Annotated in this window: 26 protein-coding genes and 3 other annotated features; of the genes, 4 read left to right on the top strand and 22 right to left on the bottom strand. The window is 39.2% G+C overall.

From position 1 onward, the window contains the following. Positions 1 to 104: 104 nt before the first annotated feature. Entirely contained in the window at positions 105 to 1802 is a 1698-nt protein-coding gene (locus AC2YJL_RS00845) for an AMP-binding protein (protein WP_195695837.1), read from the bottom strand. A 213-nt stretch (positions 1803 to 2015) separates the two neighbouring features. Here AC2YJL_RS00845 and AC2YJL_RS00840 point away from each other — a divergent pair, with 213 nt between their 5' ends. Then, positions 2016 to 3122, top strand: a complete 1107-nt coding sequence (locus AC2YJL_RS00840; protein ID WP_195695836.1) for a 5-methyltetrahydropteroyltriglutamate--homocysteine S-methyltransferase — start codon at positions 2016 to 2018, stop codon at positions 3120 to 3122. 150 nt (positions 3123 to 3272) lie between these two features. Here the strand turns inward: AC2YJL_RS00840 and AC2YJL_RS00835 are convergent, their stop codons facing one another. The 5 genes from AC2YJL_RS00835 to zapA form a co-directional block, all read right to left on the bottom strand. After that, a complete protein-coding gene (locus AC2YJL_RS00835) occupies positions 3273 to 3680 on the bottom strand; it encodes a DUF350 domain-containing protein (protein ID WP_013059411.1) in 408 nt (135 codons plus the stop codon). Positions 3681 to 3860: 180 nt separating this feature from the next. Continuing rightward, entirely contained in the window at positions 3861 to 6224 is a 2364-nt protein-coding gene (locus tag AC2YJL_RS00830) for an endonuclease MutS2 (RefSeq protein WP_487374612.1), read from the bottom strand. 19 nt (positions 6225 to 6243) lie between these two features. Continuing rightward, complete coding sequence (polX, locus tag AC2YJL_RS00825) at positions 6244 to 7956, bottom strand: DNA polymerase/3'-5' exonuclease PolX (RefSeq protein ID WP_407818570.1); 1713 nt, start codon at positions 7954 to 7956, stop codon at positions 6244 to 6246. 198 nt (positions 7957 to 8154) lie between these two features. Continuing rightward, positions 8155 to 8712 carry a CvpA family protein gene (locus tag AC2YJL_RS00820; protein WP_014458067.1) on the bottom strand — a complete coding sequence of 186 codons (558 nt, stop codon included), beginning with the start codon at positions 8710 to 8712 and terminating at the stop codon, positions 8155 to 8157. Then, complete coding sequence (gene zapA, locus AC2YJL_RS00815) at positions 8709 to 8969, bottom strand: cell division protein ZapA (RefSeq protein ID WP_013059415.1); 261 nt, start codon at positions 8967 to 8969, stop codon at positions 8709 to 8711. The genes AC2YJL_RS00820 and zapA overlap by 4 nt, the downstream gene beginning before the upstream one ends. Before the next feature lie 143 nt (positions 8970 to 9112). Here zapA and rnhC point away from each other — a divergent pair, with 143 nt between their 5' ends. Next, positions 9113 to 10027: a ribonuclease HIII gene (rnhC, locus tag AC2YJL_RS00810; RefSeq protein WP_251568867.1), complete on the top strand. Its 915-nt coding sequence runs from the start codon at positions 9113 to 9115 to the stop codon at positions 10025 to 10027. Between the two features lie 33 nt (positions 10028 to 10060). Here rnhC and pheT read toward each other — a convergent pair whose 3' ends face one another. From pheT to AC2YJL_RS00795, 3 genes are all read right to left on the bottom strand, one after another. Beyond that, positions 10061 to 12475, bottom strand: a complete 2415-nt coding sequence (pheT, locus tag AC2YJL_RS00805) for a phenylalanine--tRNA ligase subunit beta (protein ID WP_251568868.1) — start codon at positions 12473 to 12475, stop codon at positions 10061 to 10063. 13 nt (positions 12476 to 12488) lie between these two features. After that, positions 12489 to 13523, bottom strand: coding sequence for a phenylalanine--tRNA ligase subunit alpha (pheS, locus tag AC2YJL_RS00800; protein WP_014458064.1), 1035 nt, complete (start codon positions 13521 to 13523; stop codon positions 12489 to 12491). A gap of 54 nt (positions 13524 to 13577) precedes the next feature. Beyond that, positions 13578 to 13813 (bottom strand) — a binding site (T-box leader). Between the two features lie 48 nt (positions 13814 to 13861). After that, complete coding sequence (locus tag AC2YJL_RS00795) at positions 13862 to 14626, bottom strand: TrmH family RNA methyltransferase (protein ID WP_251568869.1); 765 nt, start codon at positions 14624 to 14626, stop codon at positions 13862 to 13864. A gap of 140 nt (positions 14627 to 14766) precedes the next feature. On the opposite strand from AC2YJL_RS00795, the gene sspI reads away from it, so the two are divergent. Beyond that, entirely contained in the window at positions 14767 to 14973 is a 207-nt protein-coding gene (gene sspI / locus AC2YJL_RS00790) for a small acid-soluble spore protein SspI (RefSeq protein WP_013059420.1), read from the top strand. A 56-nt stretch (positions 14974 to 15029) separates the two neighbouring features. On the opposite strand, the gene AC2YJL_RS00785 is transcribed toward sspI, so the two are convergent. Further along, positions 15030 to 16115, bottom strand: a complete 1086-nt coding sequence (locus AC2YJL_RS00785) for a M42 family metallopeptidase (RefSeq protein WP_028410532.1) — start codon at positions 16113 to 16115, stop codon at positions 15030 to 15032. A gap of 77 nt (positions 16116 to 16192) precedes the next feature. Next, positions 16193 to 16681: a dUTP diphosphatase gene (locus tag AC2YJL_RS00780; protein ID WP_230933668.1), complete on the bottom strand. Its 489-nt coding sequence runs from the start codon at positions 16679 to 16681 to the stop codon at positions 16193 to 16195. A 132-nt stretch (positions 16682 to 16813) separates the two neighbouring features. On the opposite strand from AC2YJL_RS00780, the gene AC2YJL_RS00775 reads away from it, so the two are divergent. Continuing rightward, a complete protein-coding gene (locus AC2YJL_RS00775) occupies positions 16814 to 17191 on the top strand; it encodes a hypothetical protein (protein WP_016765696.1) in 378 nt (125 codons plus the stop codon). A gap of 18 nt (positions 17192 to 17209) precedes the next feature. On the opposite strand, the gene AC2YJL_RS00770 is transcribed toward AC2YJL_RS00775, so the two are convergent. The 11 genes from AC2YJL_RS00770 to speD form a co-directional block, all read right to left on the bottom strand. Then, positions 17210 to 17470 carry a DUF1294 domain-containing protein gene (locus AC2YJL_RS00770; protein ID WP_195695829.1) on the bottom strand — a complete coding sequence of 87 codons (261 nt, stop codon included), beginning with the start codon at positions 17468 to 17470 and terminating at the stop codon, positions 17210 to 17212. Positions 17471 to 17530: 60 nt separating this feature from the next. Then, positions 17531 to 17890, bottom strand: coding sequence for a 50S ribosomal protein L20 (rplT, locus tag AC2YJL_RS00765; RefSeq protein ID WP_013059425.1), 360 nt, complete (start codon positions 17888 to 17890; stop codon positions 17531 to 17533). Positions 17891 to 17929: 39 nt separating this feature from the next. Continuing rightward, a complete protein-coding gene (gene rpmI / locus AC2YJL_RS00760; RefSeq protein ID WP_013059426.1) occupies positions 17930 to 18130 on the bottom strand; it encodes a 50S ribosomal protein L35 in 201 nt (66 codons plus the stop codon). A gap of 21 nt (positions 18131 to 18151) precedes the next feature. Further along, entirely contained in the window at positions 18152 to 18655 is a 504-nt protein-coding gene (gene infC / locus AC2YJL_RS00755) for a translation initiation factor IF-3 (RefSeq protein WP_013059427.1), read from the bottom strand. Between the two features lie 69 nt (positions 18656 to 18724). Continuing rightward, positions 18725 to 18847, bottom strand: a sequence feature (ribosomal protein L20 leader region). A gap of 172 nt (positions 18848 to 19019) precedes the next feature. Continuing rightward, entirely contained in the window at positions 19020 to 20978 is a 1959-nt protein-coding gene (gene thrS, locus AC2YJL_RS00750) for a threonine--tRNA ligase (protein WP_372586386.1), read from the bottom strand. A gap of 43 nt (positions 20979 to 21021) precedes the next feature. Further along, positions 21022 to 21270, bottom strand: a binding site (T-box leader). Between the two features lie 60 nt (positions 21271 to 21330). After that, the gene (gene ytxC, locus AC2YJL_RS00745; RefSeq protein ID WP_195695827.1) at positions 21331 to 22188 is read right to left on the bottom strand and encodes a sporulation protein YtxC; all 858 of its coding nucleotides are present in this window, start codon (positions 22186 to 22188) and stop codon (positions 21331 to 21333) included. A 96-nt stretch (positions 22189 to 22284) separates the two neighbouring features. Continuing rightward, on the bottom strand, positions 22285 to 23217 hold the full coding sequence (gene dnaI / locus AC2YJL_RS00740; protein WP_195695826.1) for a primosomal protein DnaI: 933 nt from the start codon (positions 23215 to 23217) through the stop codon (positions 22285 to 22287). A 32-nt stretch (positions 23218 to 23249) separates the two neighbouring features. After that, the gene (locus AC2YJL_RS00735) at positions 23250 to 24677 is read right to left on the bottom strand and encodes a replication initiation and membrane attachment family protein (RefSeq protein WP_251568874.1); all 1428 of its coding nucleotides are present in this window, start codon (positions 24675 to 24677) and stop codon (positions 23250 to 23252) included. Between the two features lie 72 nt (positions 24678 to 24749). Beyond that, complete coding sequence (gene nrdR, locus AC2YJL_RS00730; protein ID WP_251568876.1) at positions 24750 to 25211, bottom strand: transcriptional regulator NrdR; 462 nt, start codon at positions 25209 to 25211, stop codon at positions 24750 to 24752. A 243-nt stretch (positions 25212 to 25454) separates the two neighbouring features. Then, a complete protein-coding gene (locus AC2YJL_RS00725) occupies positions 25455 to 25841 on the bottom strand; it encodes a hypothetical protein (protein ID WP_013085185.1) in 387 nt (128 codons plus the stop codon). A 93-nt stretch (positions 25842 to 25934) separates the two neighbouring features. Next, on the bottom strand, positions 25935 to 26315 hold the full coding sequence (gene speD, locus AC2YJL_RS00720) for an adenosylmethionine decarboxylase (RefSeq protein ID WP_013059434.1): 381 nt from the start codon (positions 26313 to 26315) through the stop codon (positions 25935 to 25937). Positions 26316 to 26428: the final 113 nt, after the last annotated feature.

The following is a 26428-nucleotide window of genomic DNA, read 5'->3' as shown; positions in this document are numbered from 1 at the left end:
GCTCCTTTAAAATATGAATGATTATTCATTCATATCTTTATAATAAAGAAACCGCAAGTATCTGTCAATTATGTTTCAGGAAAAAAATCAAAGGCGACGATCGATTACGTCGCCTTTTTATGCTTTTCATTTTCTTCATCAATCAGCGCTCGTCGCAGAATCTTACCGACCGCTGTTTTCGGAAGCTCATTTCGAAATTCATAAAGGCGCGGAACTTTATAAGCAGCTAAATACTTTCTGGAAAACTCATTTAGCTCTTCTTCAGTACATCTTACACCATTTTTTAATACAATGTAAGCCTTCACCGTTTCTCCTCTATATGGGTCAGGAACACCTACTACTACAGCTTCTTGAATTTTTTCATGCTCATATAATACTTCTTCAACTTCTCGAGGATAGATATTATATCCCCCGGCAATAATAATATCTTTCTTTCGGTCTACTACATAAAAATAACCTTTATCATCCATATAGCCAACATCACCTGTTAGCAACCATCCGTCTCGCATAACAGCCTCCGTTTCTTCAGGCTGCTTCCAGTATCCTTTCATGACCTGAGGACCTTTAACCGCAATTTCTCCTACTTCGCTTACAGCAGCTTCTTTACCTGTTTCAAACGAGAGAATTTTGGCATCCGTGTCTGGCCAAGGCACTCCAATGCTTCCTGGTATTCTCTCTTCCCAAAGAAAATTAGCATGAGTAACAGGAGAGGTTTCTGTTAATCCATATCCTTCTACCAGTTTACCTCCGGTGATCTTTTCAAACTGCTCCTGCACTTCTACAGGAAGGGGAGCCGAACCGCTCATACATGAATCAATGGAAGATAGGTTGTATTTTGCTAAATCAGGATGATTTAATAATGCGATGTAAATTGTCGGAGCACCTGGAAATAAAGTAGGCTGCTGCTTATGGATGGTTTTGAGCGTCGTTTTTGCATCAAATTTAGGCAGAAGAACCATCTCATAGTTTTGCAAAACCGATAGAACAAGAACCGTTGTTAAACCATACACATGAAAAAATGGAATAATTCCAAGCACTTTTTCTTCTCCATGCCTGCAGCGGTATAACCAATGTGAACACATTGTTGCATTGGCTACCAAGTTTTTATGAGTAAGCATGACTCCTTTTGGAAAACCTGTTGTTCCCCCGGTGTATTGTAAAATCGCGATATCTTCGTCTGAAATTCCCTCAGCGTTACATACTGCGGGAGAGGATTCATTTATAATACGTTTAAATAAATGAGTAGTCTCCGTATGACTCACATCCACGCTTATCTTCTGCTGCTTGCGCTGAATAAATGGATACATTATGTTTTTGGGAAATGGGAGATAATCTTGAATAGAGGTGATGACTACGTGTTTCACTTTTGTTAACGCTTTCATTTTTACTACACGCGGATATAGCAAATCGAGTGCAATAATCATGGTCGCTTCTGAATCATTAAGCTGATACTCTAACTCTCTTTCCGTATACAAAGGATTTGTTTGAACCACTACTCCTCCGGCAAGAAGAACAGCATAAAAGGAAATGACTGCTTGAGGGCAATTTGGAAGCATAATGGCTACTCTATCCCCTCTTTTTAATCCCAGTTCAATAAGGTAAGATGACAGCTTTAGAGAATCTTGATGCAGCTGGGAAAACGTCATTTTTTTCCCTAGAAAATAGATTGCGCTTTTTTTAGGATCCTTTTGAACTGCCTCTTCAAAAAGCTGTGCTAAATTTTTTTGTTCATAATGAAGCATAGCAGGTATTTCATCCGGATATTGAGAAAGCCATATCTTTTCGGTGGATTCCACACGCATCCTCTCCCTCAAAAAAAAATAAAAAATTAGATTTTTCTAATTAAAATTATAGTTCATTCTTTTTTTAGATGCAATCGTTATTCAATGTTCTCTTTCCTACCTAATCACTCTTTCATCCTGCAGCGTAATAAATAAAAATTGGATTTACCCCTGTACATTATCCGAATTTTTTGTATATAATAAAAATTAGATTTTTTTAAGGAGCTGTATGAATTGACAACAACATTGACTAAAGGACCGTTTAAAGCAGATCACGTTGGAAGCTTTTTGCGTCCCGAGCGTATCAAGCAAGCACGATTACAAGTGGAAAACGGGGAAATGACAAAGAAACAGCTTCGAGCAATTGAAGATGAAGAAATTCGTAAACTCGTAGAAAAGCAAAAACAAATTGGATTAAAAGCCGTCACAGACGGTGAGTTTCGCCGTGCGTGGTGGCACTTTGATTTTCTGTCAGAGCTTGTTGGCGTAGAACTTTACGAAGCAGAGACGGGAATTCAGTTTCACGGAGTCCAAACAAAAGCTCACGGCATAAAAGTGACTGGAAAACTAGATTTTAATCACCACCCTATGATTGAAGATTATAAATTTCTTCATCAAGCTGCTGGAAAAGAACACGTAGCTAAGTTCACCATTCCAAGTCCTAATATGCTGTTTTTCAGAGGTCATATTGAAGAGTCTGCTTACTCGGATACGGATGTATTTTTTGCTGATTTAGTTAAAACATATCAAAAAGCCATTCAAGCATTTTATGATGCCGGATGCCGCTATTTACAGTTAGATGATACTGCGTGGGCAGTCTTTTTCTCAGAAAAAGGACAAGAACAAATCGCTTCAAAAGGTTTCACCCCCCAAGAATTACTGAAACGTTTTACGGATGCGATCAATGAATCCATTGCGCATAAGCCAGATGATATGGTCATTACAATGCATATTTGCAGAGGGAATTTCCAGTCTACTTATACAGCAAGCGGCGGATATGAAAATGCGTCAAAAGCTATTTTCAGTCAGTTAAACGTAGATGGACTATTTTTAGAATTTGATGATGAACGCTCAGGAGGATTCGAACCTCTTCGACATGTAAAGCGAGATGATCTTCAGATTGTCCTTGGTCTTATCACATCAAAATTTGGAGATTTAGAAGATCCTGAAGCAGTGAAAAAACGAATTGCTGAAGCGGCAGAATTTGTTTCTCTTGATCAAATTTGTTTAAGTCCCCAGTGCGGATTTGCTTCTACAGAAGAAGGAAATTTACTTACTGAAGAGCAGCAGTGGGATAAAGTAAAGCACGTGATTTCAATTGCTGAAGACGTATGGAAGTAATCATAAAAAAGCTGACCTGCTTGAAGGCCAGCTTTTTTGCTGTCATCATAATGTTAGGAAAAGCTATATAGATAAATAGATAAGACCAATAAGCATAAACACTCCGCATAAAACGAGTAAAATTTTCGCTAACTTCTCCATCACTCTCTCCTATCCTATCCCTGCTCCTATTACATAGGACATACCGATTGAAATAACAAGTGAAATAAACCCAACGGCTCTGTTATCTTGTTCAATTTCATCATCGATTCGAAATTTCGGCGTCAAAAATTCGAAAATAAAATAGCTGACTAGTAAAAGAACGAATCCATATATTCCCCATCCGAGCATTCTTAACAAATTGTCGTTATGCTCAATTGAATAGCGAAAAATATTAGCTAATCCAAATATTTTCCCACCTGTTGCCATCGCAACAGCCATATTTCCTTTTTGAATCTCTTCCCAATTCTTATACTTAGTAACGAGCTCAAACACAACAAGAAAGACGACAATGCTCAAGACAACCACGCTGTAATAAGCGGCAGATTCAATATACGGGTCTTTCCAAAAATCCCTCATTTTTGCATCACTCCTAATTTATATTACACTTCACGTAATGAACTGACAGGTCTCTTTCCTTTACTTGTATCGTTCTTAAAAGAGATAAAAAACCCAGCATAGTCCATGGCCATGTCGGATTTTCTATCTTCATATATGCTTGTTCAGCGCATCGACTGATACCTTTATTTCAGCGTTCTTTTATTTAAATTCCACAACCGTAACGCCAGAACCTCCTTCAGAAGCCTCTCCGAAACGAATATTTTTAACAGAACGATGATTTTTTAAATATTCCTGTACGCCTTTACGAAGAGCTCCAGTTCCTTTACCGTGGATAATCGAAACGCGCGGATAGTTGGCTAACAAAGCATCATCAATATATTTTTCAACTCGGATCAGCGCATTTTCATAGCGCTCTCCTCTTAAATCCAATTCTAGATTTACATGATAATCTTTTCCCTTTACCGTAGCAAGCGGCTTGGTTTCTACAGGTTTTGGAGAACTGATATATTCGAGATCTTTTTCCTTCACCTTCATTTTCATGATCCCCATTTGTACTTGCCATTCATTATTGCTTACTCGTTCTACAAGCGTTCCTTTTTGTCCCCAGCTTAAGACTTTCACTTCATCTCCAGCTTGAAGAGTGTGCTCTTGTTTTTTCGGCGCAGCCGGTTTCTTTTTACTTTTTTCAAGAGTTGGAACTGCATCTTCTAGACGTTTACGCGCTTCAATCAATTCATGCTCTTTTACAAGCGCATGATTTTTTTGACTCATTTTACGCAAATCGCTAATGATTTTCTCTGCTTCTTCAGATGCTGCTTTAACTGTGGCTTGAGCTTTTTCTTCAGCCTTTTCGTACAGCTTATCTCGTTTTTCATTAAACTCAATAATCTGACTCTGTAATTCTTTATGAAGCTTCTGAGCCTCTTTTCTTAGCTCTTCAGCTTCTTCTAGCTCGTGTTCAGATTGACGGCGGCTATCTTCAAGAGAGGCAATCATATTTTCTACTTTATTTGTTTCTGAGCCAATATAGCCTTTGGCACGTTCAATTACTTCAGCACTTAAACCTAAACGTTTTGAAATCTCAAACGCATTGCTTCGGCCGGGTACACCAATCAGCAGCTTGTAAGTAGGGCTCAATGTTTCAATATCAAACTCTACGCTAGCATTGACCACTCCTTCACGATTATAGCCGTACGCCTTTAATTCAGGATAGTGAGTAGTCGCAACTACGCGAGCTCCTTTTTCATATACTTGATCTAAAATCGAAATCGCAAGCGCTGCACCTTCTTGAGGATCCGTTCCTGCTCCCAATTCATCGAACAAGACCAGACTTTCGTGATCTACTTTTTGTAAAATATCTACAATGTTGACCATATGGGATGAAAAGGTACTCAAACTTTGTTCAATCGACTGCTCATCTCCAATATCAGCAAATACGTGCTTAAACACAGCCATTTCCGATCCGTCCAGCGCAGGAATCTGCAAACCCGCTTGAGCCATTAACGTAAATAATCCAAGTGTTTTTAACGTTACGGTTTTACCGCCGGTATTGGGTCCTGTAATAACGATAGACGTATATTGATCACCTAGCTCAATATCATTCGCAACGACGTCTTCCTGTGCAATAAGAGGATGTTTTGCCTTCACTAACTTAATATAGCCTCGGTCGTTCATTTTAGGTTTTGAAGCTTTTAGCTCATGGCTATAGCGTCCTTTAGCAAACATGAAGTCCAGCTCACCTAACAGATACACGTTTTGACGGAGTTCATTTGCCACTTCCGCTACCTGAAGGGTTAAAGCAATGAGAATACGCTCAATTTCTTGTTTTTCTTTTACTTTTGCTTCTTGAAGCTCATTGTTTAACGTCACAATCGCCTGAGGCTCAATAAATAAAGTTGCTCCGGATGAAGACTGATCGTGCACAATGCCTCCATACGCACTGCGATATTCTTGCTTAACAGGAATAACAAAACGTTCGTTTCGAATGGTAACAATCGCATCTGACAACATTTTTTGAGCAGACGAGGAGCGAATAAGGCTTTCTAGTTTTTCGCGAATACGAGACTCCGTTGAGCGAAGTTTTTGACGAATGCCTCTTAGCTGGTCGCTTGCACCGTCTAGCACTGTGCCATTTTCATCAATGCTCATTTTAATTGTTTGTTCTACCTCAGGAAGAGGCATTAATTTTTCGATATGTTCAGTTATAATTGGAAGCTGTAAATCTTCGTCTTCCACTACTTGCTCAATAAATTGCTTGACTTGTCTTGCAGCATAAATAGTGCTTGCTACATCAAGAAGTTCATTAGAGCTTAGCGTTCCCCCAATTTCAGCGCGCTTCACGCTAGATCGAACGTCAAAAATGCCCCCTAGCGGTACGTTGCCACGCAATCGCAGCACGGTTGTCGCTTCATCTGTTGCTTCCTGCCATTTGACTACTTCTTCATACTGAGTCGAGGGAATCAAATTCGCTACTTTTTCTCGGCCTAAAGAAGAAGCTACTTTTTTCTGAAGCTGTTCCTTAACTTTATTAAACTCTAGTACATGAAAAATACGTGATTGCAAAACTGATTCCTCCTGTTGCTTATTTATGTCGATTTAAAAAGGCGGTTAATTCTTTGAGGCTATACGTATTTAATACCGTTTCTGGTTTAAGCCAGCCTTTAATTCCCGTAGATATTCCAATTTCCATATGCTCTAGCATGTCTAGATTGTGAGCATCTGTATTAATAGCAATTTTAACTCCTGCCTCTTGGGCTTTTTTTATGTGCTCAGCAGCTAAATCTAAACGGTTTGGATTCGCGTTTAGTTCAAGAGCCGTTTTTGTCTCTTTAGCTAATTCAATCAGCATATCAATATCTACATCATATCCGTTGCGGCGACCAATCAAACGACCGGTCGGATGAGCGATTAAATCTACATGAACATTGTTTAACGCTTGCTTTAAGCGATTCATAATTTCTTCGCGTGATTGCGAAAAACTAGAGTGAATGGACGCAATAACAAAATCTAGCTCAGCTAGCAGTTCATCATCATAATCAAGTGTTGCATCAGGCAAAATATCCATTTCAATTCCTGCTAGTATTGTAAAATCATCGAACTGTGCGTTTAAACGATTAATTTCTTCACGCTGTTTACGAATGCGTTCAGGCGTTAGACCGTTCGCTACTTTTAAATACTGAGAATGGTCTGTAATCGCCATGTACTCATAGCCTCGTGCGCGACATGCTTCCGCCATTTCTTCAATTGAATACGCCCCATCGCTCCACGTGGAGTGCATATGCAAATCACCTTTTACGGCACCGTAGGTCACAAGCGTTTGAGGCTTTACAAATGCATCTACTTCCGTTCCATCTTCACGAAGTTCCGGCGGAATAAAAGACAGCCCAAAATGTTCATAGAATGCTTGTTCAGACTCAAAAGTCATGACTTCGCCTGTCTCCGCATTTTCAACGCCATACTCGCTAATTTTTTCACTGCGGTCTTTTGCTAATTGACGCATACGCACATTATGATCTTTTGACCCTGTAAAATGGTGAAGCGTTGTGGCAAACGCTTTATCTTCTACAAGACGAAAATCCACAGACACATCGTACTCATAGGCTAACGTTACCGATACTTTTGTATCTCCATTTGCAATGATATCCTTCACATTTGGCAGCGATACTAGCTGTTCACGGACAACATGAGGCTCAGCTGTTGAAATAATAAAATCAAGATCTTTTACGGTTTCCCTCATGCGGCGAATGCTCCCTGCTTGAGAAAAACGCTCAATGCTGTGCATCTGTTTAAGGGCTTCTAAAATTTCTTCTGCTATTGGAAGCATAAAAGCAAGAGGCAAACGATCAGGACGCTTCCCAAACTCTTCAATAGCAGCGATAATTTTTTCTTCTGTCTTTTTACCAAAACCGCTTAGTCCCTGCACTCGATTTTCCATACAGGCCTGATGCAGTGATTCCATATCTTGAATATCTAGCTCTTTATATAATTTAGCGATTTTTTTACCTCCAAGCCCCGGCAGCTTAAGCAAAGGAATAAGTCCTTCAGGAACTTCTTGCTTTAGTTCTTCTAATACGCTTGACTCATTTGTTTCCATATACTCTGTAATGACTGCAGCCGTTCCTTTTCCAATCCCTTGGAGCTTGGTAAAATCCTCAATCTCTGTCAGCGTTCTCTCGTCCGTTTCTAGCGCTGCAGCTGCTTTTCGAAAAGCAGAAATTTTAAAAGGGTTATCTCCCTTTAATTCCATATATGTAGCAATTGTTTCTAACAATTTAATAATATCCTTTTTATTCATCTCTTTTCACCAGCCTATTATCATAATAACGAAACTTTCAAAAACATGATGAGTGACATATGTACTCTCCCAAATTTTCATCTAGACATATTTTTATCCTCGTGAAAACCGCAGGTCAGACTGCGATAAAAAAAGAGGGTATCTCAAAAGTATTATGACACTTTCGACACACCCTCTCAACAAGCTATTGTAATTTCATTACATTACACCATACTGAGTCCACAAATCTTGAATCGCAGACGATAAGTATGGAGTATTTTGTACGATATTGATTGCAATTGAAGACTGTTGAATTGGCGTTTGAATTTCACTTACAGGAATCACGGCTCCAATGTATAACAAAATAAAAACGATGATATACACTTCAACGAATCCAAGTGCACCTCCGCCCCATTTATTTAACTGGCGCAGAATTGGCAGTTCGGTTAAAGCCGTTAAAACAGAGCCTGCAAGGCGAAGTACAATGTGAGTAGCAAAAAATAAAATCGCAAATGCAATCATTCGATAAAAAGCGTCTTCTATCGTTCCAGAATCAAATACAAACGATGCGACACTTTGCTGCTGAATATTGTCCGGAAACGGAATCAGCAAGCGAAGTCGGCTTGCCAAATCTCCACTAAACATATAAGCGACGATAAACGAAACCGCAAAACTGACAATATGAATGAGCTGCAAAATAAATCCTCTTTTAAGACCTGTTACAAAGCCTAAAAGAAGCAATATAATTAAAATGATATTAAGCATTGACTCAGTCATTCCTCTTTTCCATAAAGTTTTTGTTCAAGTCTCTCATAGTCTTCTTTCAGTTTTATATATTCGTGTACAGCATTCACAGCTGTTAATACTGCTAATTTATTGATATCTAAAGAAGGGTTTTTAGTACTGATTTCACGCATTTTTTCATCCACTATAGAGGCGACAAGTCGAATATGGCTTGTACTTTCGCTACCGACGATGCTGTACTGCTGACCAAAGATGTCAACTGTCGCACGTGTTTTATCTTGTCTTGACACGAGAAAATCCTCCGTTCCACGAAAAATCCTAATCCCTATCATACCACGAAGAAGACTTCAATGGAAACATATCTATATTTAAGCTATCATAAGGGATAGTGCTTATAAAGTAAACTAAAATACCCCGAAAGGAGTGAAGCATTATGTCACATGCTGTTATTAAGGTATCAGCTGATCAAATAGCTAAAATGAAGATTCATTACACATCCTATCTACAGCCCAAACTTCCGCAGGGAAGTATTTTTGCAGCTAAAACTCCCGGCTGTTCCATCACTGCGTATCGCTCTGGAAAAGTACTTTTTCAAGGAAAAGAAGCTGAAACAGAAGCGGCTAAGTGGGGAGGCCCTTTAGATGCTGCGAAAAAGGCTCCTGTCTCACACCTCCCATCAAACTTCAGCTCACTATCTGTCATCGGTTCTGACGAGGTAGGGACGGGAGATTATTTTGGTCCTATGACCGTAGTTGCTGCCTATGTTCAAAAAGAGCAGCTTCCTTTGTTAAAAGAATTAGGAGTACGAGATTCAAAAGAGTTAACGGATGCTAAGATCATTGAAATTGCCAAGCAGCTTGTTTCGTTTATTCCCTATAGTTTGCTTGTTTTACATAACGAAAAGTATAATGCATTTCAAGAAAAAGGCATGTCACAAGGTAAAATGAAAGCTCTGTTACACAACAAAGCTTTATCCAACGTGTTAAAAAAATTGGACCCTGAAAAACCCGATGCCATTTTGATTGACCAGTTTGTCGAAAAAAACACCTATTATAAACATGTGGCAAAGGAAAAAGAAATTATCAAAGAAAATGTCTTTTTCAGCACAAAAGGAGAAAGCGTTCATTTATCTGTAGCTGCTGCTTCCATTATTGCCAGATACGCATTTTTAAAACAAATGGATTTGCTGACGGAAAAGACCGGGATGGTTATTCCTCGCGGAGCTGGCGCACAAGTTGATATCGCCGCTGCTAAAATCATTAAGAAACATGGCGTGAATGCGCTGAACTCCTTAGCTAAAATTCATTTTGCTAATACAGAAAAAGCTTTAAAATTAGCTAAAAAATAAGAGATGTGGAAATCCACATCTCTTTTCTTATTCTTATGAACGAAGTGTTGCACCAAATTCTTTTTCTACAGCCTCTAACACTGCACCATGTGCTTTTGCTACTTCTTCATCTGTTAATGTACGTTCAGGATCTAAGTAACGTAAAGAGAAAGCTACAGATTTCTTGCCTTCTTCCATACGCTCTCCTTCATATAGATCAAATACCGTCACGTCTTTTAAAAGTTCTCCGCCCACCGCATAGATGACGCGCTGAACTTCTCCTGCAAGAACGTTTTTATCTACCACAAGTGCAATATCACGTGTAATAGATGGGAATCTTGGAATAGCTGAATAACGAACTTCTTCGACATCTGCAGCTAATAGCTCTTGAAGGTGTAATTCAAATACGTACGTTTCACGAAGACCATACTGTTTCTGAGCAACAGGATGAACTTGACCTACGTATCCAATTTCTTTTTCATCTAACCATACAGCCGCTGTACGTCCAGGGTGCATACCGTCTTTTTTAACGGGAGCATATGAGATTCGTTTCTCCAAACCAAGCTGTGCAAATAACCCTTCTAGTACACCTTTAATCACATAGAAATCAACGACTTTCTTTTCACCTTGCCAGCCGTGAGCATGCCATAGACCTGTGATTGCCCCAGCTACACGCTCCTGCTCATCCGGTAATTCTCCTTCACCTTTAGACAAGAACACTGAGCCTGTTTCGTATAGTGCAATAGAATCCGATTGGCGAGCATTATTATGCTTCACTGCTTCTAGCAAATGAGGCACTAAGCTTTGACGAAGGATGCTGCGATCTTCACTCATCGGCATTGCTAAACCAATGGTACTTGTTGCATTTAGTGCAAACTGAGTAGCTTTTTCAGCGCTCGTTAACGAATATGTTGTTGTTTGTGCTAGTCCCGCACCTTCTAAGAAACGGCGAACTTTACGGCGTCCAAGCTGATACTCCGTTAACTTCCCTGGAGTTGCCACTGTTACAGGAAGTGTTGTAGGAAGGTTGTCATAGCCATACATACGCGCTACTTCCTCGACGATATCTTCTTCAATTGTAATATCGCCTCGACGAGTTGGCACTGTTACAACAATGGTTTCGTCTTCCACTTTGTTTTCAAATTGAAGACGGTTCATAATGTCTTGTACTTCTTCCATTGATAGCTCTGTACCAAGCACATCGTTAATACGTCCAAGTGACACAGCTACAACAGCAGGTTCCACAGTTAGTGTATCTACTTCTACATTACCGCTTACCACTTCACCTGAAGCGTATTCAGCCATTAATTCTGCTGCGCGGTCAGCAGCTACACGCGTACGGTTAGGATCAATTCCTTTTTCAAAACGAGCGCTTGCCTCACTGCGAAGACCGTGGTCTTTTGAAGCTTGGCGAACCGTTAAGCCTTTGAAGTAAGCTGATTCAATGAGAACATTTACCGTATCGTCTTTTACTTCGGAGTTCGCTCCGCCCATTACACCTGCAAGAGCTACCGGCTCACTTCCGTTTGTAATGACAAGCTGATTGCCTTTTAATACACGCTCTTGGTCATCAAGTGTTACAAACTTCTCGCCTTCTGACGCGTGACGTACAACAATTTCCTTTGAACCAAGACGATCATAGTCAAAAGCATGCAGCGGCTGGCCGTATTCAAGCAAAATATAGTTGGTAATATCAACAACGTTGTTATGAGGTCGAATACCAGCTGCCATTAAACGCGTTTGCATCCATAATGGTGACGGAGCAATTTTTACGTTTTTCACAACGCGCGCTACGTAAAGGGGATTGTCTGCTTTTGCCTCTACTTTAACGGAAATATAATCAGCTGCTTGCTCATCAGACGTTTGCACGTTTACTGACGGATACTTCACTTCACGACGTAAAATAGCAGCCACTTCATGTGCTACACCTAACATACTTAAGCAGTCTGAACGGTTTGGTGTTAGCCCTAGTTCTAATACTTCATCGTTTAAGTTTAATGCATCTAGCGCATCCGCTCCTACTTCAGCATCGCTTGGGAACACGAAGATGCCTTCTTGATAATCTTTTGCCACAAGCTTGCTTTCAATGCCAAGCTCTTGAAGAGAACAAATCATACCGTTCGATTCTTCACCGCGAAGCTTAGCACGCTTGATTTTAAAGTTACCTGGAAGTACAGCTCCCACTTTTGCAACCGCTACTTTTTGACCTTGTGCCACGTTCGGTGCTCCGCACACGATTTGAACGATTTCTCCTCCGCCAAGATCTACTTGACAGCGGCTTAATTTATCAGCATTTGGATGCTGTTCACGTTCTACAACGTGACCAATTACTACTCCGCTGATGCCTTTATTTAAGTTTTCTACACCTTCAACTTCAATTCCACTTTTTGTGATTTTATCTGCTAACTCTTCTGCCGTTACGCCTGATAAGTCAACATACTCTTGTAACCAACGATAAGATACAAACATCGTAGTCCCTCCTTTATACTTGTTTAAATTGATCTAAGAAACGAACATCATTTGTATAGAAATGACGAATATCATCCACGCCGTGTTTTAACATAGCAATACGCTCTACACCGATTCCAAAAGCAAATCCACGATATTTAGTTGAATCGTATCCAGCCATTTCAAGGACATTTGGATGAACCATGCCTGCTCCTAAAATTTCAATCCAGCCTGTTTGTTTACATACATTACAGCCTTTACCTCCACATTTTGCACACGATACGTCTACTTCTACAGACGGCTCAGTGAATGGGAAGAAACTTGGACGAAGACGAATTTCACGGTCTGCACCGAACATCTTTTTCACAAATACTTCAAGCGTGCCTTTTAAATCGCTCATACGAATGTTTTCGTCTACTACAAGACCTTCAATTTGCATGAATTGATGAGAATGCGTAGCATCATCGTCATCGCGGCGATACACTTTACCCGGGCAAATAATTTTAACAGGTCCTTTGCCTTCATTCTTGTTCATAACACGAGCTTGAACAGTTGATGTATGCGTACGAAGAAGCGTTTCTTCCGTAATATAGAACGTATCTTGCATATCACGTGCTGGGTGACCTTTTGGCAAGTTCAGCGCTTCGAAATTATAGTAGTCCTGCTCTACTTCCGGTCCTTCTGCTACTTCATAGCCCATTCCTAAGAATAAATCTTCTACTTCTTCAACCACGCTTGTTAGCGGGTGATGCGTACCTGCTTTAACAGGGCGTCCTGGCAGCGTTACGTCGATTGTTTCTGAAGCAAGTTTACGCTCTACCTCAGCTGCTTCTAACGCCGTTTGTTTTTCTTCAATTTTAGATGCAATAGCTTCACGCACTTCATTTGCAAGTGCTCCCATTACAGGACGCTCTTCGGCTGAAAGTTTTCCCATACCGCGAAGTACTTCTGTGATAGGGCCTTTCTTTCCTAAATAAGCTACGCGTACGTCGTTTAATTCTTTTAAAGCACTTGCTGCTTCGACTTTTGCAATTGCTTCTTGTTGAAGTTCTTGTAAACGTTCTTTCATCACTTATTCCTCCTTTTAACGTAAAAAATGACAAATAAAAAAACCTCCTCCCAAAAAAGGGACGAGGATTAGTCGCGTTACCACCCTTGTTAACTATATACGCAGACGTATACAGTTCACTTCATTCAAGTTAACGGAATCTCCGGAACACCTTTACATCTATGTAAGATGGTCTAAGTGTCAACTCAAGAGGTGAATTCACTTATTACATTTATAAAAATGCTTTCAGTCACGGCATTTTCTCCCTGCATAAACGGACATAAGCTACTGCTCTCTTTCATCGTTTTTTACATATGTAACTATTGTATTATTATAGTGAAAACACGTTCTCGATGCAACTACATTCCGCGTAAATAATAAAGTAAGATTCCAGAAGCGATGGCAACATTTAGCGACTCGCTCTTTCCATAGATGGGAATGTACAGATTCTGATCCGTTTGTTCCAGCACTTTCTCGCTTACGCCGTTTCCTTCATTTCCCACAATCAGCGCAAATTCGTTTGAAGGTTTTATGTGTGTATAGACCTTTCCATTTTGTAGCGACGTGCCGTAAATCGCTATCCCTCTTTCTTTTAACAGTGAAATCATTTCGAGTAAATCACCTTTTACAATTGGAAGATGAAAAATCGCTCCTTGCGTTGAACGAACGACTTTTGGGTTGTACACATCCACGCTGCCCTCTCCAACGATAATAGCGTCCACTCCCCCAGCATCAGCGGTTCGAATAATCGTACCTAGGTTACCTGGATCTTGCACCGCGTCTAAAAGCAATACTTTCTGCGCTGTATGAATGATTTCTGCATGCTTCGTTTGAAAACACACAGCGATAATTCCTTGAGGTGTTTCGGTGTCAGATAATAATTTGATTATTGCTTCGTTAACAACGGTTATTTCGATACCGTCTATGTTCCACTGTGCTGGCACTTCGATCGATTCGCGTATAATTAGTTCCTTTACGCAATCCTCATTTTTGATAGCTTCTTCGACTAAATGAAAGCCTTCTACCATAAAAAGGCCCTGCTTATCACGGTCTTTTTTATTATGCAGCTTTTTCCACGCTTTTACCTGTGGATTTTTAACTGAATCAATTTGTTTCACAAACATAACTCCTTTATCTATATAAAAATAAATAGTTCGATTACATTTTGCTCAATAATCATTAGATAAGTTTCACTTTATTGTACATAGAAATCGCAAAGAAAACAAAAACTATTGGTAACTTTACGATAGCTGAGGTGAAAATGATGGATCTTAATTTACGAAATGCTGTTATTGCAAACGTTTCAGGAAACTCAAAAGAAGAGCTTGAAGCTACAATTTCTGACGCTATTCAAAGCGGCGAAGAAAAAATGCTCCCTGGACTTGGTGTTTTATTTGAGGTGCTTTGGGAAAAGTCTCCAGAATCAGAAAAAGAAGAAATTCTGACAACGCTTGAAAACGGTTTAAAATAAATAGCCTTTTCCTATGTACAGCAAAAAGCTCATTCTCCTAGGAGAATGAGCTTTTTTTAATTATACGTAATTGCGTTAACCGTATTTCGGTCTAAACGTTTAATTACTTCGGCAATTAATTTGACTGCATTTTCATAATCATCACGATGAAGCATCGCTGCATGAGAATGGATATAACGAGTTGCGATCGTAATTGAAAGTGCAGGCACCCCGTTAGCTGAAATATGGATAGAACCTGAGTCCGTACCCCCTCCAGCGATTGCATCAAATTGATATGGAATATTTAATTCATCTGCCACATCTACCACTGTATCTCGAAGTCCTTTATGAGAAACCATGGAAGCATCATATAAAATGATTTGCGGACCATCTCCCATTTTAGAAGATGCTTCTTTATCAGAAACACCAGGTGTATCTCCAGCGATACCGACATCAACAGCAAATGCAATATCCGGTTCAATAAAGTTAGCGGATGTTTTTGCACCTCGGAGTCCAACTTCTTCTTGCACCGTTCCCACACCATACACAACATTTTCATGTTTTTCATTTTTTAAAGCTTTTAATACATCGATAGCAATTGCACAGCCGATACGGTTATCCCATGCTTTCGCTAGCAGCATCTTTTCATTGTTCATAACCGTAAATTCGAAATAAGGTACAACCTGATCACCAGGTTTCACTCCCCACTCCGCTACTTCTTCTCTGCTAGAAGCGCCAATATCGATGAACATATCTTTAATGTCAACTGGCTTTTTACGAACTTCTGGAGGCAGGATATGAGGAGGCTTTGAGCCAATAATCCCCGTTACCTCTCCTTTAGATGTAACGATGGTTACGCGTTGAGCAAGCATAACTTGCGACCACCATCCGCCTACCGTTTGAAAACGAATAAAGCCGCGTTCATCAATTTGAGTCACCATAAAGCCTACTTCATCTAAGTGACCGGCTACCATAATTTTAGGTCCTTGTTCGTTGCCTACTTTTTTTGCAATCAAACTGCCTAGCCCATCCGTCGTTACTTCATCTGCATAAGGTGCAATATATTTCTTCATAACCTCACGCGGTTCACGCTCATTTCCAGGAATTCCTTTTGCATCTGTTAGTGCTTTAAGCATTGTCAATGTTTCATCTAACTTTGTCATATGGATTACCCCTTTCATATGTATACCTCTATTATAGCTAAAAAGAGGTTGAAGTAAAATTTCCCATCCCTTTATTTCTAGTATCCTTGTTCTTGGCGCTTAAAATTCACTTCATTTTTTGAGACGTACGCTTCTTCAATATGTTCAGCGGAAAAACCAAACATATCGCCAAGCGTCATGTAAGATACAAACATGTCCACATAGTTTTCTTTCGACTGATCCTGCTCGAAAGCAGCAACTTGTGCAAATACCTGTAAAAATTGTGCTGTTTTTGAATCGCTTGCTTTTGCATTTGGTAACTCAGTTAAATCAGCGTATCCTTTTTCAATCCCTAAAGAAAGGATAAAATGTACGCCGTCCACAAATTCTTCTAAAATAACAGCGTCTTCAGCCGGAGGTTTGACGCTCCAAAATTTGAAGCAGCGCGTTTCGTTTGCCAGCTCTCCGATTTCGACAAGCAGTGCTAAAAGCTTTCTCGGAACCAAGTTTTCCTTATGAAGCTCATGCTTGTCCTCTATATGCTGATCCAGCTGGCGCTGCATGGTAAATAGCTGTTGTAAATTCAATGTAATCACTCCTGTAATTATGTATATCTTCTTCTTTTTAAACCAATAAAGAAATTATATCAAAAATCATGAAACTTTTTAGAAACTCGAACGTAAAGTAAGAAAACTGTGCCTTGTAAAGGAGGGAGCGTTATGTTTGTTATTGTTATCGTTCGCGTGTTCATTTTCGCGCTTGTTGCTTACACACTATTAAAGCTGGTTCAGCATTTTCGCAGTCCAAAGCGGAAGCTTGTAGCAGCTCAGGAACATCAGCAATTTTTTGTTGTTGACGAAAAAACGAATATCCGCAAAAATTTTCTACTAACGTATAAAGGTATTTTATTTGAAGGAGAAAAATACAGCAATCCCAATGAACCAGAATCTTTGTCAATTACAATGGTGTTAACAGATCCATCTCGATTACATGAACTGCAAAAACAAGATTTCAAGCTGCTGGAAAGCCACGTACACGACATGTATCCAAATGCTCCTATTCGCTGGAAAAGCCCCGTTCGAGAATTTTTACACTGAGCACAAAATCATTTGTGCTCAGCTGATAACAAAAAAGAAAAGTAAGTCAAGAGCAGCAAGAATAGGAAAACCTACTTTAAACGATGTGTGCTTCGTTTTATGACGATAGCAATACATACCAATCAGTCCTCCGATGGCTCCTCCGACAACAGCTACCGTCCACAGTGTGCTTTCGGCAATTCTCCACTCATGTCTTTTCGCTTTTTGTTTGTCTCTATACATCATTCCTACCCCTACGATATTAATAACAATAAAATAGGTAAGCAGCAGTTCATTCATGATATGTCCTCCGATAGCAAAAAAGCCTCATCATCTAAAGATGACGAGACTTTATATTCATTACTTATCTAAGCCTTTTTTAGCAGCAGTTGCTAATTCAGCAAATGCTTTTTCATCAGCTACAGCTAAGTCAGCAAGCATTTTGCGGTTAACTTCAATACCTGCTAATTTTAAACCGTGCATTAAACGGCTGTAAGAAAGACCGTTCATACGAGCAGCTGCATTAATACGTGTGATCCATAATTTACGGAAATCACGTTTTTTCTGACGACGGTCACGATAAGCATACATGTGAGATTTCATAACTTGCTGATTAGCAACTTTATATAATCTATGCTTCGAACCGAAGAAACCTTTAGCTAATTTTAAAACTTTTTTACGACGTTTGCGTGTTACTGTACCGCCTTTTACGCGTGGCATAATTGTTTACCTCCTGTATTGTTTCTATCTCAACCCAAATTACTTAATGTTATCTAATAAGTGACGGATACGTTTGAAGTCACCTTTGCTTACTAAAGAACCTTTACGTAATTTACGCTTTTGTTTTGTAGATTTGTTAGCGAATAAATGGCTTGTGTAAGCACGAGCACGTTTTAATTTACCGCTTCCAGTCTTTTTGAAACGCTTTGCAGCGCCACGATGTGTTTTCATTTTTGGCATGGGGTGTTCCTCCTCGTTCTATTACTTCTCGTTTTTAGGTGCCAAGACTAAGAACATGCTGCGGCCTTCCATTTTAGGAGCCGATTCAACTGAACTTACATCTTCGCAAGCTTGTGAAAAACGTTCAAGTACTTTTTGGCCAATCCCTTTATGAGTAATGGCACGACCTTTAAAGCGAATAGACGCTTTCACTTTGTCACCTTTTTCAAGGAACTTGCGTGCGTTACGAAGTTTAGTGTTAAAATCATGTTCATCAATTGTTGGACTTAAACGAACTTCTTTTAAGTTTACAACTTTTTGGTTTTTACGAGCTTCTCTTTCTTTACGTTGTTGCTCATAGCGGAATTTACCGTAGTCCATAATACGACATACCGGCGGTTTCGCATTTGCAGCAACCATTACTAAGTCAAGATTTACTCGTGAAGCAATTTCTAATGCTTCATTTTTTGATTTAATTCCTAATTGTTCACCGTTTTGATCAATTAGACGAACTTCGCGAGCTCGAATGCCCTCGTTTACCATCATGTCCTTGCTAATAAGTAGCCACCTCCAAGGTTTAATGAGCGAATACGCTTGCTTAGACCGATTATTAACTCACACAAAAAAGTGTGAGTACATACTGCACCCACACTTCTATCGTTTTAATTAAGATACGATGTACCTGCTAACTGCTCTATGCGTCACTCAGGTGAGAAGCGGGTGCTTCTTCTTCTGTATAAACAAGTATTCAATTACTTAAGCTATTATAGTATCAACAAAGACAAAAGTCAATGATTTCGTTCTTTTTTTAACAACAAAAGTTATTGTATCAAAGGAAAAACATTTATGCAACAGTTTTTTATAAATGTTAGATAAAAAAGCAGAGAATTTCAATTCTCTGCTTTCTTCATTAACGAGATGCTTCTGCTTTTACATTTTGTAAAAAGGCTTGGAAATCCACTGTTTCTGAATTCTGCTCACCATATTTACGTACGTTTACTGCTTTATCCTCTACTTCTTTATCCCCTACAACAAGCATATAAGGAATTTTTTGCATTTGAGCCTCACGGATTTTATAGCCAATTTTCTCATCGCGAGAATCAAGTTCCACGCGAATACCCGCAAGCTGAAGCTGTTCTTGCACTTCTTTTGCATACTCAAGGTGAACCGTAGTTGATACCGGAATCACTTGAACTTGTACAGGTGCTAACCACGTTGGGAAAGCTCCTTTGTATTCTTCGATTAAGAAAGCTACAAAACGTTCCATTGTTGACACCACACCGCGGTGAATAACAACCGGTCGATGTTGTTTTCCGTCTTCCCCTACATACGTTAAGTCAAAGCGTTCAGGAAGTAAGAAATCCAGTTGAACCGTAGATAGCGTTTCTTCTTTACCAAGAGCCGTTTTAACTTGAACGTCTAGTTTTGGACCGTAGAATGCCGCTTCGCCTTCAGCTTCATAATAATCAAGATCAAGCTCATCCATTGCGTCTTTTAACATACTTTGTGCTTTTTCCCACATTGCATCATCATCAAAGTATTTTTCTGTATCTTCAGGGTCACGGTAAGATAGACGGAATGAATAATTTTCAAATCCAAAATCTTTATAAACCGCTTCAACTAAGCGAACTACACGAATAAATTCTTCTTTGATTTGATCCGGACGTACAAAGATATGCGCATCATTCAGCGTCATGCCTCGAACACGCTGAAGTCCTGATAATGCTCCTGACATTTCATAGCGGTGCATCGTTCCAAGCTCAGCAATACGAATTGGAAGCTCACGATAGCTGTGAATACCTTGTTTGTAAACCATCATGTGATGAGGACAGTTCATTGGACGAAGAACAAGGTCTTCGTTATCCATTTCCATTGCAGGGAACATGTCATCTTGGTAGTGCTCCCAGTGACCAGACGTTTTGTAAAGTTCTACACTTCCAAGCACTGGAGTATAAACGTGCTGATAACCAAGGCTTACTTCTTTATCTACGATATAACGCTCGATAATACGGCGGATCGTCGCACCTTTTGGAAGCCATAAAGGCAGACCTTGTCCTACTTTTTGAGAATTTGTAAATAAGTTTAACTCTTTACCAAGTTTACGGTGGTCACGTTCTTTTGCTTCTTCAAGAAGACGAAGATGCTCGTCTAAATCTGCTTTTGTAAAGAATGCTGTACCATAAATACGCTGCAGCATTTGATTATCGCTGTCTCCGCGCCAATAAGCACCCGCCACGCTTAATAGTTTAAATTCTTTAATTTTACCTGTTGACGGTACGTGCACGCCTCGGCAAAGGTCAAAGAATTCGCCCTGTTGGTAAATCGTAACCTTTTCACCTGCTGGAATCGCATCGATCAATTCAAGCTTTAGTTCATCGCCAACTTCTTTAAAAAGTTGAATGGCTTCTTCACGAGAAACTTCTTTTCGTTCAATTTCAATATTTGAATTAACGATTTTTTTCATTTCTTTTTCAATTTTACCTAAATCTTCAGGAGTAATTGATTCTTCCATATCGATGTCATAGTAAAAACCGTTTTCGATAACCGGCCCTACACCTAGCTGTACTTTTGTATCTTTGTATAAACGTTTGATTGCTTGAGCCATTAAATGCGCTGTACTGTGACGCATAATTTCAAGCGCTTCAGGAGCATCTTGCGTAATGATTTCAAGACTGCCATCTTGTTCGATTGACGTACGTAAATCCAGCAGCTCGCCGTTTACTTTACCTGCTAATGCTTTTTTCTTTAATCCCGGGCTAATAGAAGCCGCAATATCTTCTGTTGATGATCCTTTTGGATACTCTTTCACAGCTCCATCAGGAAATGTCATTTTGATTACTTCTGACACAACTTTCCACTCCTTTAACATAACTAATAAACTTTTTGTAAAAACAAAAAACTCGTCCCTTATCAAAAGGGACGAGTTGTGTATACACGCGGTACCACCCTTGTTTCCTCTTCGTATCTTGGATAACCCAAAGAACCCGAAGCGGCTCGAGGTTTTATAACGGAAATTCCGTCAGTAATTACTAGAGACACTGCTCGTTTACTACTGAAGTTTAGAGGTGGTAAGAATATATTCCGTGTTAGGAGATTTTCAGCCTAGATCTCCCTCTCTATAAACCGTAAATATACACTCATGTCCTCATCATAACTTGTGACATATAGCTGTTTTTCAATATGCATTTATTATATTCATTTTCAAAATAGAAATCAACCTTTCACGTTATATTTTGCTTTTGATCAAACGGAAATTCATTTTTTTCGTATAACATAACTTTTTCTTGAAAAATATTTTGAATGGTATAAACAAAATCATGATCATGCTGGTCGCTATACAGATGAATAGCAGCTGGAGATAAACTTAGCAAAGGCGCGATAATAGTTGAGTCTATGTATAATGATTCTTGTTCAGATAAAAAGGCCTCTGCTAGAGCTGCACATTCACGTTCAGGAACATACCTACTATTGTCGTACAACACAAACCTGTTTTTATTCAAGTGCATTACGTACACATCACCTGTAGATGACTGTCTTTCATTAGCTGCTTGACGCAGCTGATGAATAAGAATTTGATAGTCTTGTTCAAGCTTATATTCATCAATCGCCAGCTCGGCATAATAGCGCAGCCGCTCTTGATATTCTTTTAAACGGAATTGGAGAAAAGACTCAAAGGTGAATGTTACATTATGAATGAAGAAGTCTTGAAGAGCCTGGCGGATAAGTAATTCTCTTGGAAGAGAAAATGTTTTTTGCGGAATTTCGCCTCTCTCTCCTTCCATAATCCCCCCCATAATTTGAAGCAGCAAATCTTGCTCTTCCTCTTCTGAATAGAAAAATTGTTCTTTTAATATGTTTACCATCATCTTTTTTTCTTTCTTTTTTAAAATTACGTGGGTTAATACCGGTATCACCATGTCTTGTAAAATGGCCTCTCTATGGTATGTCTCATCAATGACTAAAAGCTGATTATTCACTAGCTTCAAGCACTGTGAACCATATGATAAAGCGCTTCGCTTCGCGCATAAAGACTCATATACAACGACTGCGTCTTCTACATATTTAAAGAATATTTTCATTCCTCATAGCCCCCCTTTGGACACGCTTTATTAATGTATATGGGGCAACATGCAAAAAAATGAGCAAGTCGTTACAAGAAATGTAAAACGACCTGCTCATCTATTTCGTTTATTCTCTCCATTCATTTCAACAGGAATGGCTAGAGACTTAATTCGTTCCATGACACGAGCGGCTTTGAGCTCTTCCTGCTCGCCTCTTTGGGTATAAGTCAAATGATGTTGAAGCTCTTTAAAATTTAAATTCGAGCTGAAAAATGTCGGCAAATTTTCGAGCATGCGGAATTGTAAAATGGTTCCGAGCACATCGTCTCGCATCCAGCTCGTTACGGATTCTGCTCCGAGATCATCAAGCATAAGAACCGGTACTTTTTTGACATACTCTATTTTCTCATTGAAGCTTTGATCTTGAAACGAACCTTTTAACTCACGCAAAAACTCCGGAACATACAGAATGGTAGATTTCACTTTCTTTTCGGCTAACGCATTGGCAATTGCTCCAAGAAAATACGTTTTCCCCACACCAAACGAACCGTGTAAATATAAAGCTTTCATTTTCTTATTTGGCTCATATTCTCGCACAAAATCTCTTACTAGTTTAATGGCTTCAAATCTTCCCTGCTCAATTTCGATATCAGACATTGTTGCCTGTAAAATTTCTTTCGGCACGTACATACACTGAATAAAAGATTCTTGTTCTTTTCGCTCATCTTCTTGTACTTTTCTAGGACAGCGTTCATACTGTAAATCAATATTACGGCCTTTTACAACCAGCTGAGGGTGGTATCCCTTCACCATGTTGACACAGCTTTGCAGAGAAGGACACTTGTCACAGCATTTGCTTTGGTCGATAAATTCATGCATCTTCATCAGACCTCGGTCGACCATTTGCTCATCTAACTCATGGCGATGCTCTTGCAAAAATGTTTTAACTTCAGGATCAGACAGGATACTGTTTCTTAATGCTTCTAAGCGTGCTTTAAAATCTTTTTTGTTCACTAACTGATTTAGTGAATCATTGATAGGCTTCATCTTTTTCACCTCGTCTCTATCATACCTGCTTTTTATTCTTTATGCTTTTGTTTTAGCTCTTGATCTAACTGCTTGAGCTCTTCTTGTAGCTTTCGTTTTTCTTCTTCAAATCCGTCCACTTCTTTTGAAGGCTGCTTTTTCTCTTCTTTTTCTTCATCGCTCAGCCACTCTGGCACCATTTCTTTACGCACAATCTTTCGTCCAGCCGTTTTTTTATTTTGCTTTGCTTCGGTCCAGTTCTGATATTCTTTCTGTTCATTTTTAGCTAAATTCATGGCATCTTGAACAGTTTGGACCTTTTTGCGCGCCCAGTGTCCAGCAATTTTCTCTACATAGCTCTTAGACAATTTCATATCGGATCTTAGCATAACATAGTAAATCAGAACATTTACTACCCCTGGTGAAAGTTTTTGGTTAAACATCACTTCTTCAATCATTTGCAAATCCGCTTTTGAAGGCTCTGCTCCCCCGGAAAACTCGATCAAAAGCTGTCGAGGAGAAGTCACTTCAAGCTGTTGAATAAGCTGCTCTTCTTTCGTCTGCGGCTGCTTTTCCTGCATAGTACGAAGCATGGGCGGCTGAATTTGTTCGCTTAGGTTTGGAAGTGCTTCTCCATTTTCAAATTGGTAAAAGGACTGTGCTGCTTTTCTAAGTAATTCAATATCAACTTGATCGTTCTCATTTAGTGAATCGAGCACCACATTTTTCATTTGAAGAGGATCGATACCATATAAAAAAGCTAGCTTTTCAATCGCTTGTTTTACTTTAGATGTAATGGACCTTTTCGAAATCATTGAATCTGTTAGACCTGCTAAAAATAAATCAAAATCAAAGGAGTCCGGGCTCATCTCAATAGAAGCGCGTTTGGAGGAATCCACAAAGTCCGTTTGATCATCAGGAGAAAATACATCCTTGCTTTCAGACTGAAAACTCGGAGCCAGCTCTGTTGCTTTAACTGATTTAAATACATCGTTAAATGAATGCGTGACATCTTTGAACGATTGGTCATCGACGAGTGAATCCGAAAAATAATTTTTCACTTTTTGAAAGATGGATTTTCCAAGTCGGTTATATAAATATACATTTAACACACCATCGTTAAAAAACTGATGGGGCATAAGAGGAGGAATGAGCTCATAAATGAACACACGAACATCATCTTCTTCCTTAATATATGTTTTTAACAAACCAATGCCTTCTAATTTTAACCGCTCATGGTAAATAGCTTTCAAATTAATTTGCATCATTGACATTAGATGATGATGCGTAGACTCTTTCCCCCATAAACGGTCTTGTTCCAGCTCGCTCCATAGCGTCATATACAGACCAAAGCACGTCGTACCCACCAACGGCTGATAGAGCATGGTTAAAATCTTTCGGTCGTATTCCTGCAGTATGCCGTTCGAACGAACAACATAACGATCGACGGGTATCATTTCTTTCCAATGTTGTTCTTTCATGTCGTTCCCTACCTACTTTTAAAGTAATAGAAATGACAAAAAAAGAGCCTAAAGAATACTTCAATAGCTCTTTTACAGTCGTTCCTTCTTAATTAAATCTTTTAATTCATCAATAAATACATTGATGTCTTTAAATTGTCGGTATACAGAAGCAAATCGAACATAAGAGACTTCATCGATAGCAGCTAATCGCTCCATCACCATTTCTCCTACCACATCTGACTGCACCTCTGATGTACCCTGACTGCGCAGCTCTGTTTCAATATCGTATACGGTATCTTCTAATTGTTTTAAGCTTACTTGGCGTTTTTCACACGCCTTAATTAACCCTCGAAGGATTTTGTCTTTGCTGAACTCTTCTCTCGCTCCATCTTTTTTTACAACAATTAACGGAAGTTCTTCTACTTTCTCAAAAGTTGTAAAACGATAGTGACACTCTTCGCATTCACGTCTTCTACGAATAGAGCGGCCTTCTTCTACAGGGCGCGAGTCCAGCACTCTCGTTCCATTGTAATGACAGGATGGGCACTTCATATTCTCAGCTCCAATAATAAACCTTGTTTTTCTTTTTATTTTCTCTTATATAAGTTAATTTCCATCTATGTTAGCCGGCTATTCGCCATTTATTATGATTTTTATCATCATTTCCTTTAACAAACACGATGCTGTATTAAAGGATTTGCTTTATTCCATCTTATAGAAAACAAGGCTTGAATACAAGTAAAGGAAAAGGAATTTCCCCATTTTATTTCCTGAAATTCAAAAATGATAAGGAACTTACGAAGAAAGAGGAATAAGTTTTTGATCAAAGCTCTTATAAAGCGTACGTACAAGTTCTTTACTAAAACCAAAATCAACCGGCACCACTTTTGATTCTGTTGTAGCAGAAAAATCGATAGCGGTTTCAAGAGGACGTACGTTAATAATGGTAATCACAACAAAAGCTTTTCTTCCTTTTACAACGTTTAAGCTAATTTCTCCTCGCTCTTCATATGCAGCAAGTATCTCTATCCCTTGCATGTGCTTCAACATTTCATGAACTTGCTTAAATGCATTCCCAGCCGTTGTTTTATAATAATGCGTTTTTAGAGTCGGATCTGAATGGTGATCGCTTGTTTCTACATGATTAGAAAATAAAGATTTAACTGCTTGTACTACCCCCATGTTGTTATCCCCTTTGTTTTTGCGTATTAAAATTTTATATACTAAAAAGAGGTGTGTAATACACCTCTTAACTTACGTAATCAATCGACACTATTAAAGTGCATTCGCTTTAGTTTGTTTTACCTGAACAGGACCCATTCCACGTGGCAATTCAATTGTTTCACGTGTCTGTGCACTTAGAGCATCTGCAATATAATCTGCTGCGATTGTAGGATCTAAATGACCACAAGTATAAACATCGATACTTGCATAACCATGCTCTGGGAAGCTGTGAATCGTTAAATGTGATTCTGAAATAATAACAACGCCACTTACACCTTGAGGTGCAAATTTATGGAACGCTACTTCGCGAACTTCCGCACCAGATTTTAAAGCTGCATCAACAAACGTTTTTTCAATATAATCAATATCATTTAACTTATCGAAATCGCATCCCCATAATTCTGAGATGACATGACGACCCATTGTTTCCATAATGATATTTCCCCCTTTAACAATTTTTAATCGTTAAACATGAAGTTCTTTCGCCATATAGCATGTTAACTACCACGGGGGAAAGTTAGTCCAAAGAGGTCCTAACCCTTTAA

It is taken from the genome of Priestia sp. SRI_019 (genome assembly GCF_057586255.1).
The sequence above is the reverse complement of the archived record's forward strand: the minus strand, read 5'-3'. Positions and strand labels throughout refer to the sequence as shown.

What these genes read in the sequence shown, in the direction of transcription:
- AC2YJL_RS00845 (WP_195695837.1), bottom strand. Translation starts at nt 1,802, where the DNA reads ATGCGTGTGGAATCCACCGAAAAGATATGGCTTTCTCAATATCCGGAT.
- AC2YJL_RS00835 (WP_013059411.1), bottom strand. Translation starts at nt 3,680, where the DNA reads ATGAGGGATTTTTGGAAAGACCCGTATATTGAATCTGCCGCTTATTAC.
- polX (WP_407818570.1), bottom strand. Translation starts at nt 7,956, where the DNA reads ATGAATAAAAAGGATATTATTAAATTGTTAGAAACAATTGCTACATAT.
- AC2YJL_RS00820 (WP_014458067.1), bottom strand. Translation starts at nt 8,712, where the DNA reads ATGACTGAGTCAATGCTTAATATCATTTTAATTATATTGCTTCTTTTA.
- rnhC (WP_251568867.1), top strand. Translation starts at nt 9,113, where the DNA reads ATGTCACATGCTGTTATTAAGGTATCAGCTGATCAAATAGCTAAAATG.
- pheT (WP_251568868.1), bottom strand. Translation starts at nt 12,475, where the DNA reads ATGTTTGTATCTTATCGTTGGTTACAAGAGTATGTTGACTTATCAGGC.
- pheS (WP_014458064.1), bottom strand. Translation starts at nt 13,523, where the DNA reads ATGAAAGAACGTTTACAAGAACTTCAACAAGAAGCAATTGCAAAAGTC.
- AC2YJL_RS00795 (WP_251568869.1), bottom strand. Translation starts at nt 14,626, where the DNA reads ATGTTTGTGAAACAAATTGATTCAGTTAAAAATCCACAGGTAAAAGCG.
- sspI (WP_013059420.1), top strand. Translation starts at nt 14,767, where the DNA reads ATGGATCTTAATTTACGAAATGCTGTTATTGCAAACGTTTCAGGAAAC.
- AC2YJL_RS00785 (WP_028410532.1), bottom strand. Translation starts at nt 16,115, where the DNA reads ATGACAAAGTTAGATGAAACATTGACAATGCTTAAAGCACTAACAGAT.
- AC2YJL_RS00775 (WP_016765696.1), top strand. Translation starts at nt 16,814, where the DNA reads ATGTTTGTTATTGTTATCGTTCGCGTGTTCATTTTCGCGCTTGTTGCT.
- AC2YJL_RS00770 (WP_195695829.1), bottom strand. Translation starts at nt 17,470, where the DNA reads ATGAATGAACTGCTGCTTACCTATTTTATTGTTATTAATATCGTAGGG.
- rplT (WP_013059425.1), bottom strand. Translation starts at nt 17,890, where the DNA reads ATGCCACGCGTAAAAGGCGGTACAGTAACACGCAAACGTCGTAAAAAA.
- rpmI (WP_013059426.1), bottom strand. Translation starts at nt 18,130, where the DNA reads ATGCCAAAAATGAAAACACATCGTGGCGCTGCAAAGCGTTTCAAAAAG.
- infC (WP_013059427.1), bottom strand. Translation starts at nt 18,655, where the DNA reads ATGATGGTAAACGAGGGCATTCGAGCTCGCGAAGTTCGTCTAATTGAT.
- thrS (WP_372586386.1), bottom strand. Translation starts at nt 20,978, where the DNA reads ATGTTAAAGGAGTGGAAAGTTGTGTCAGAAGTAATCAAAATGACATTT.
- ytxC (WP_195695827.1), bottom strand. Translation starts at nt 22,188, where the DNA reads ATGAAAATATTCTTTAAATATGTAGAAGACGCAGTCGTTGTATATGAG.
- dnaI (WP_195695826.1), bottom strand. Translation starts at nt 23,217, where the DNA reads ATGAAGCCTATCAATGATTCACTAAATCAGTTAGTGAACAAAAAAGAT.
- AC2YJL_RS00735 (WP_251568874.1), bottom strand. Translation starts at nt 24,677, where the DNA reads ATGAAAGAACAACATTGGAAAGAAATGATACCCGTCGATCGTTATGTT.
- nrdR (WP_251568876.1), bottom strand. Translation starts at nt 25,211, where the DNA reads ATGAAGTGCCCATCCTGTCATTACAATGGAACGAGAGTGCTGGACTCG.
- AC2YJL_RS00725 (WP_013085185.1), bottom strand. Translation starts at nt 25,841, where the DNA reads ATGGGGGTAGTACAAGCAGTTAAATCTTTATTTTCTAATCATGTAGAA.
- speD (WP_013059434.1), bottom strand. Translation starts at nt 26,315, where the DNA reads ATGGAAACAATGGGTCGTCATGTCATCTCAGAATTATGGGGATGCGAT.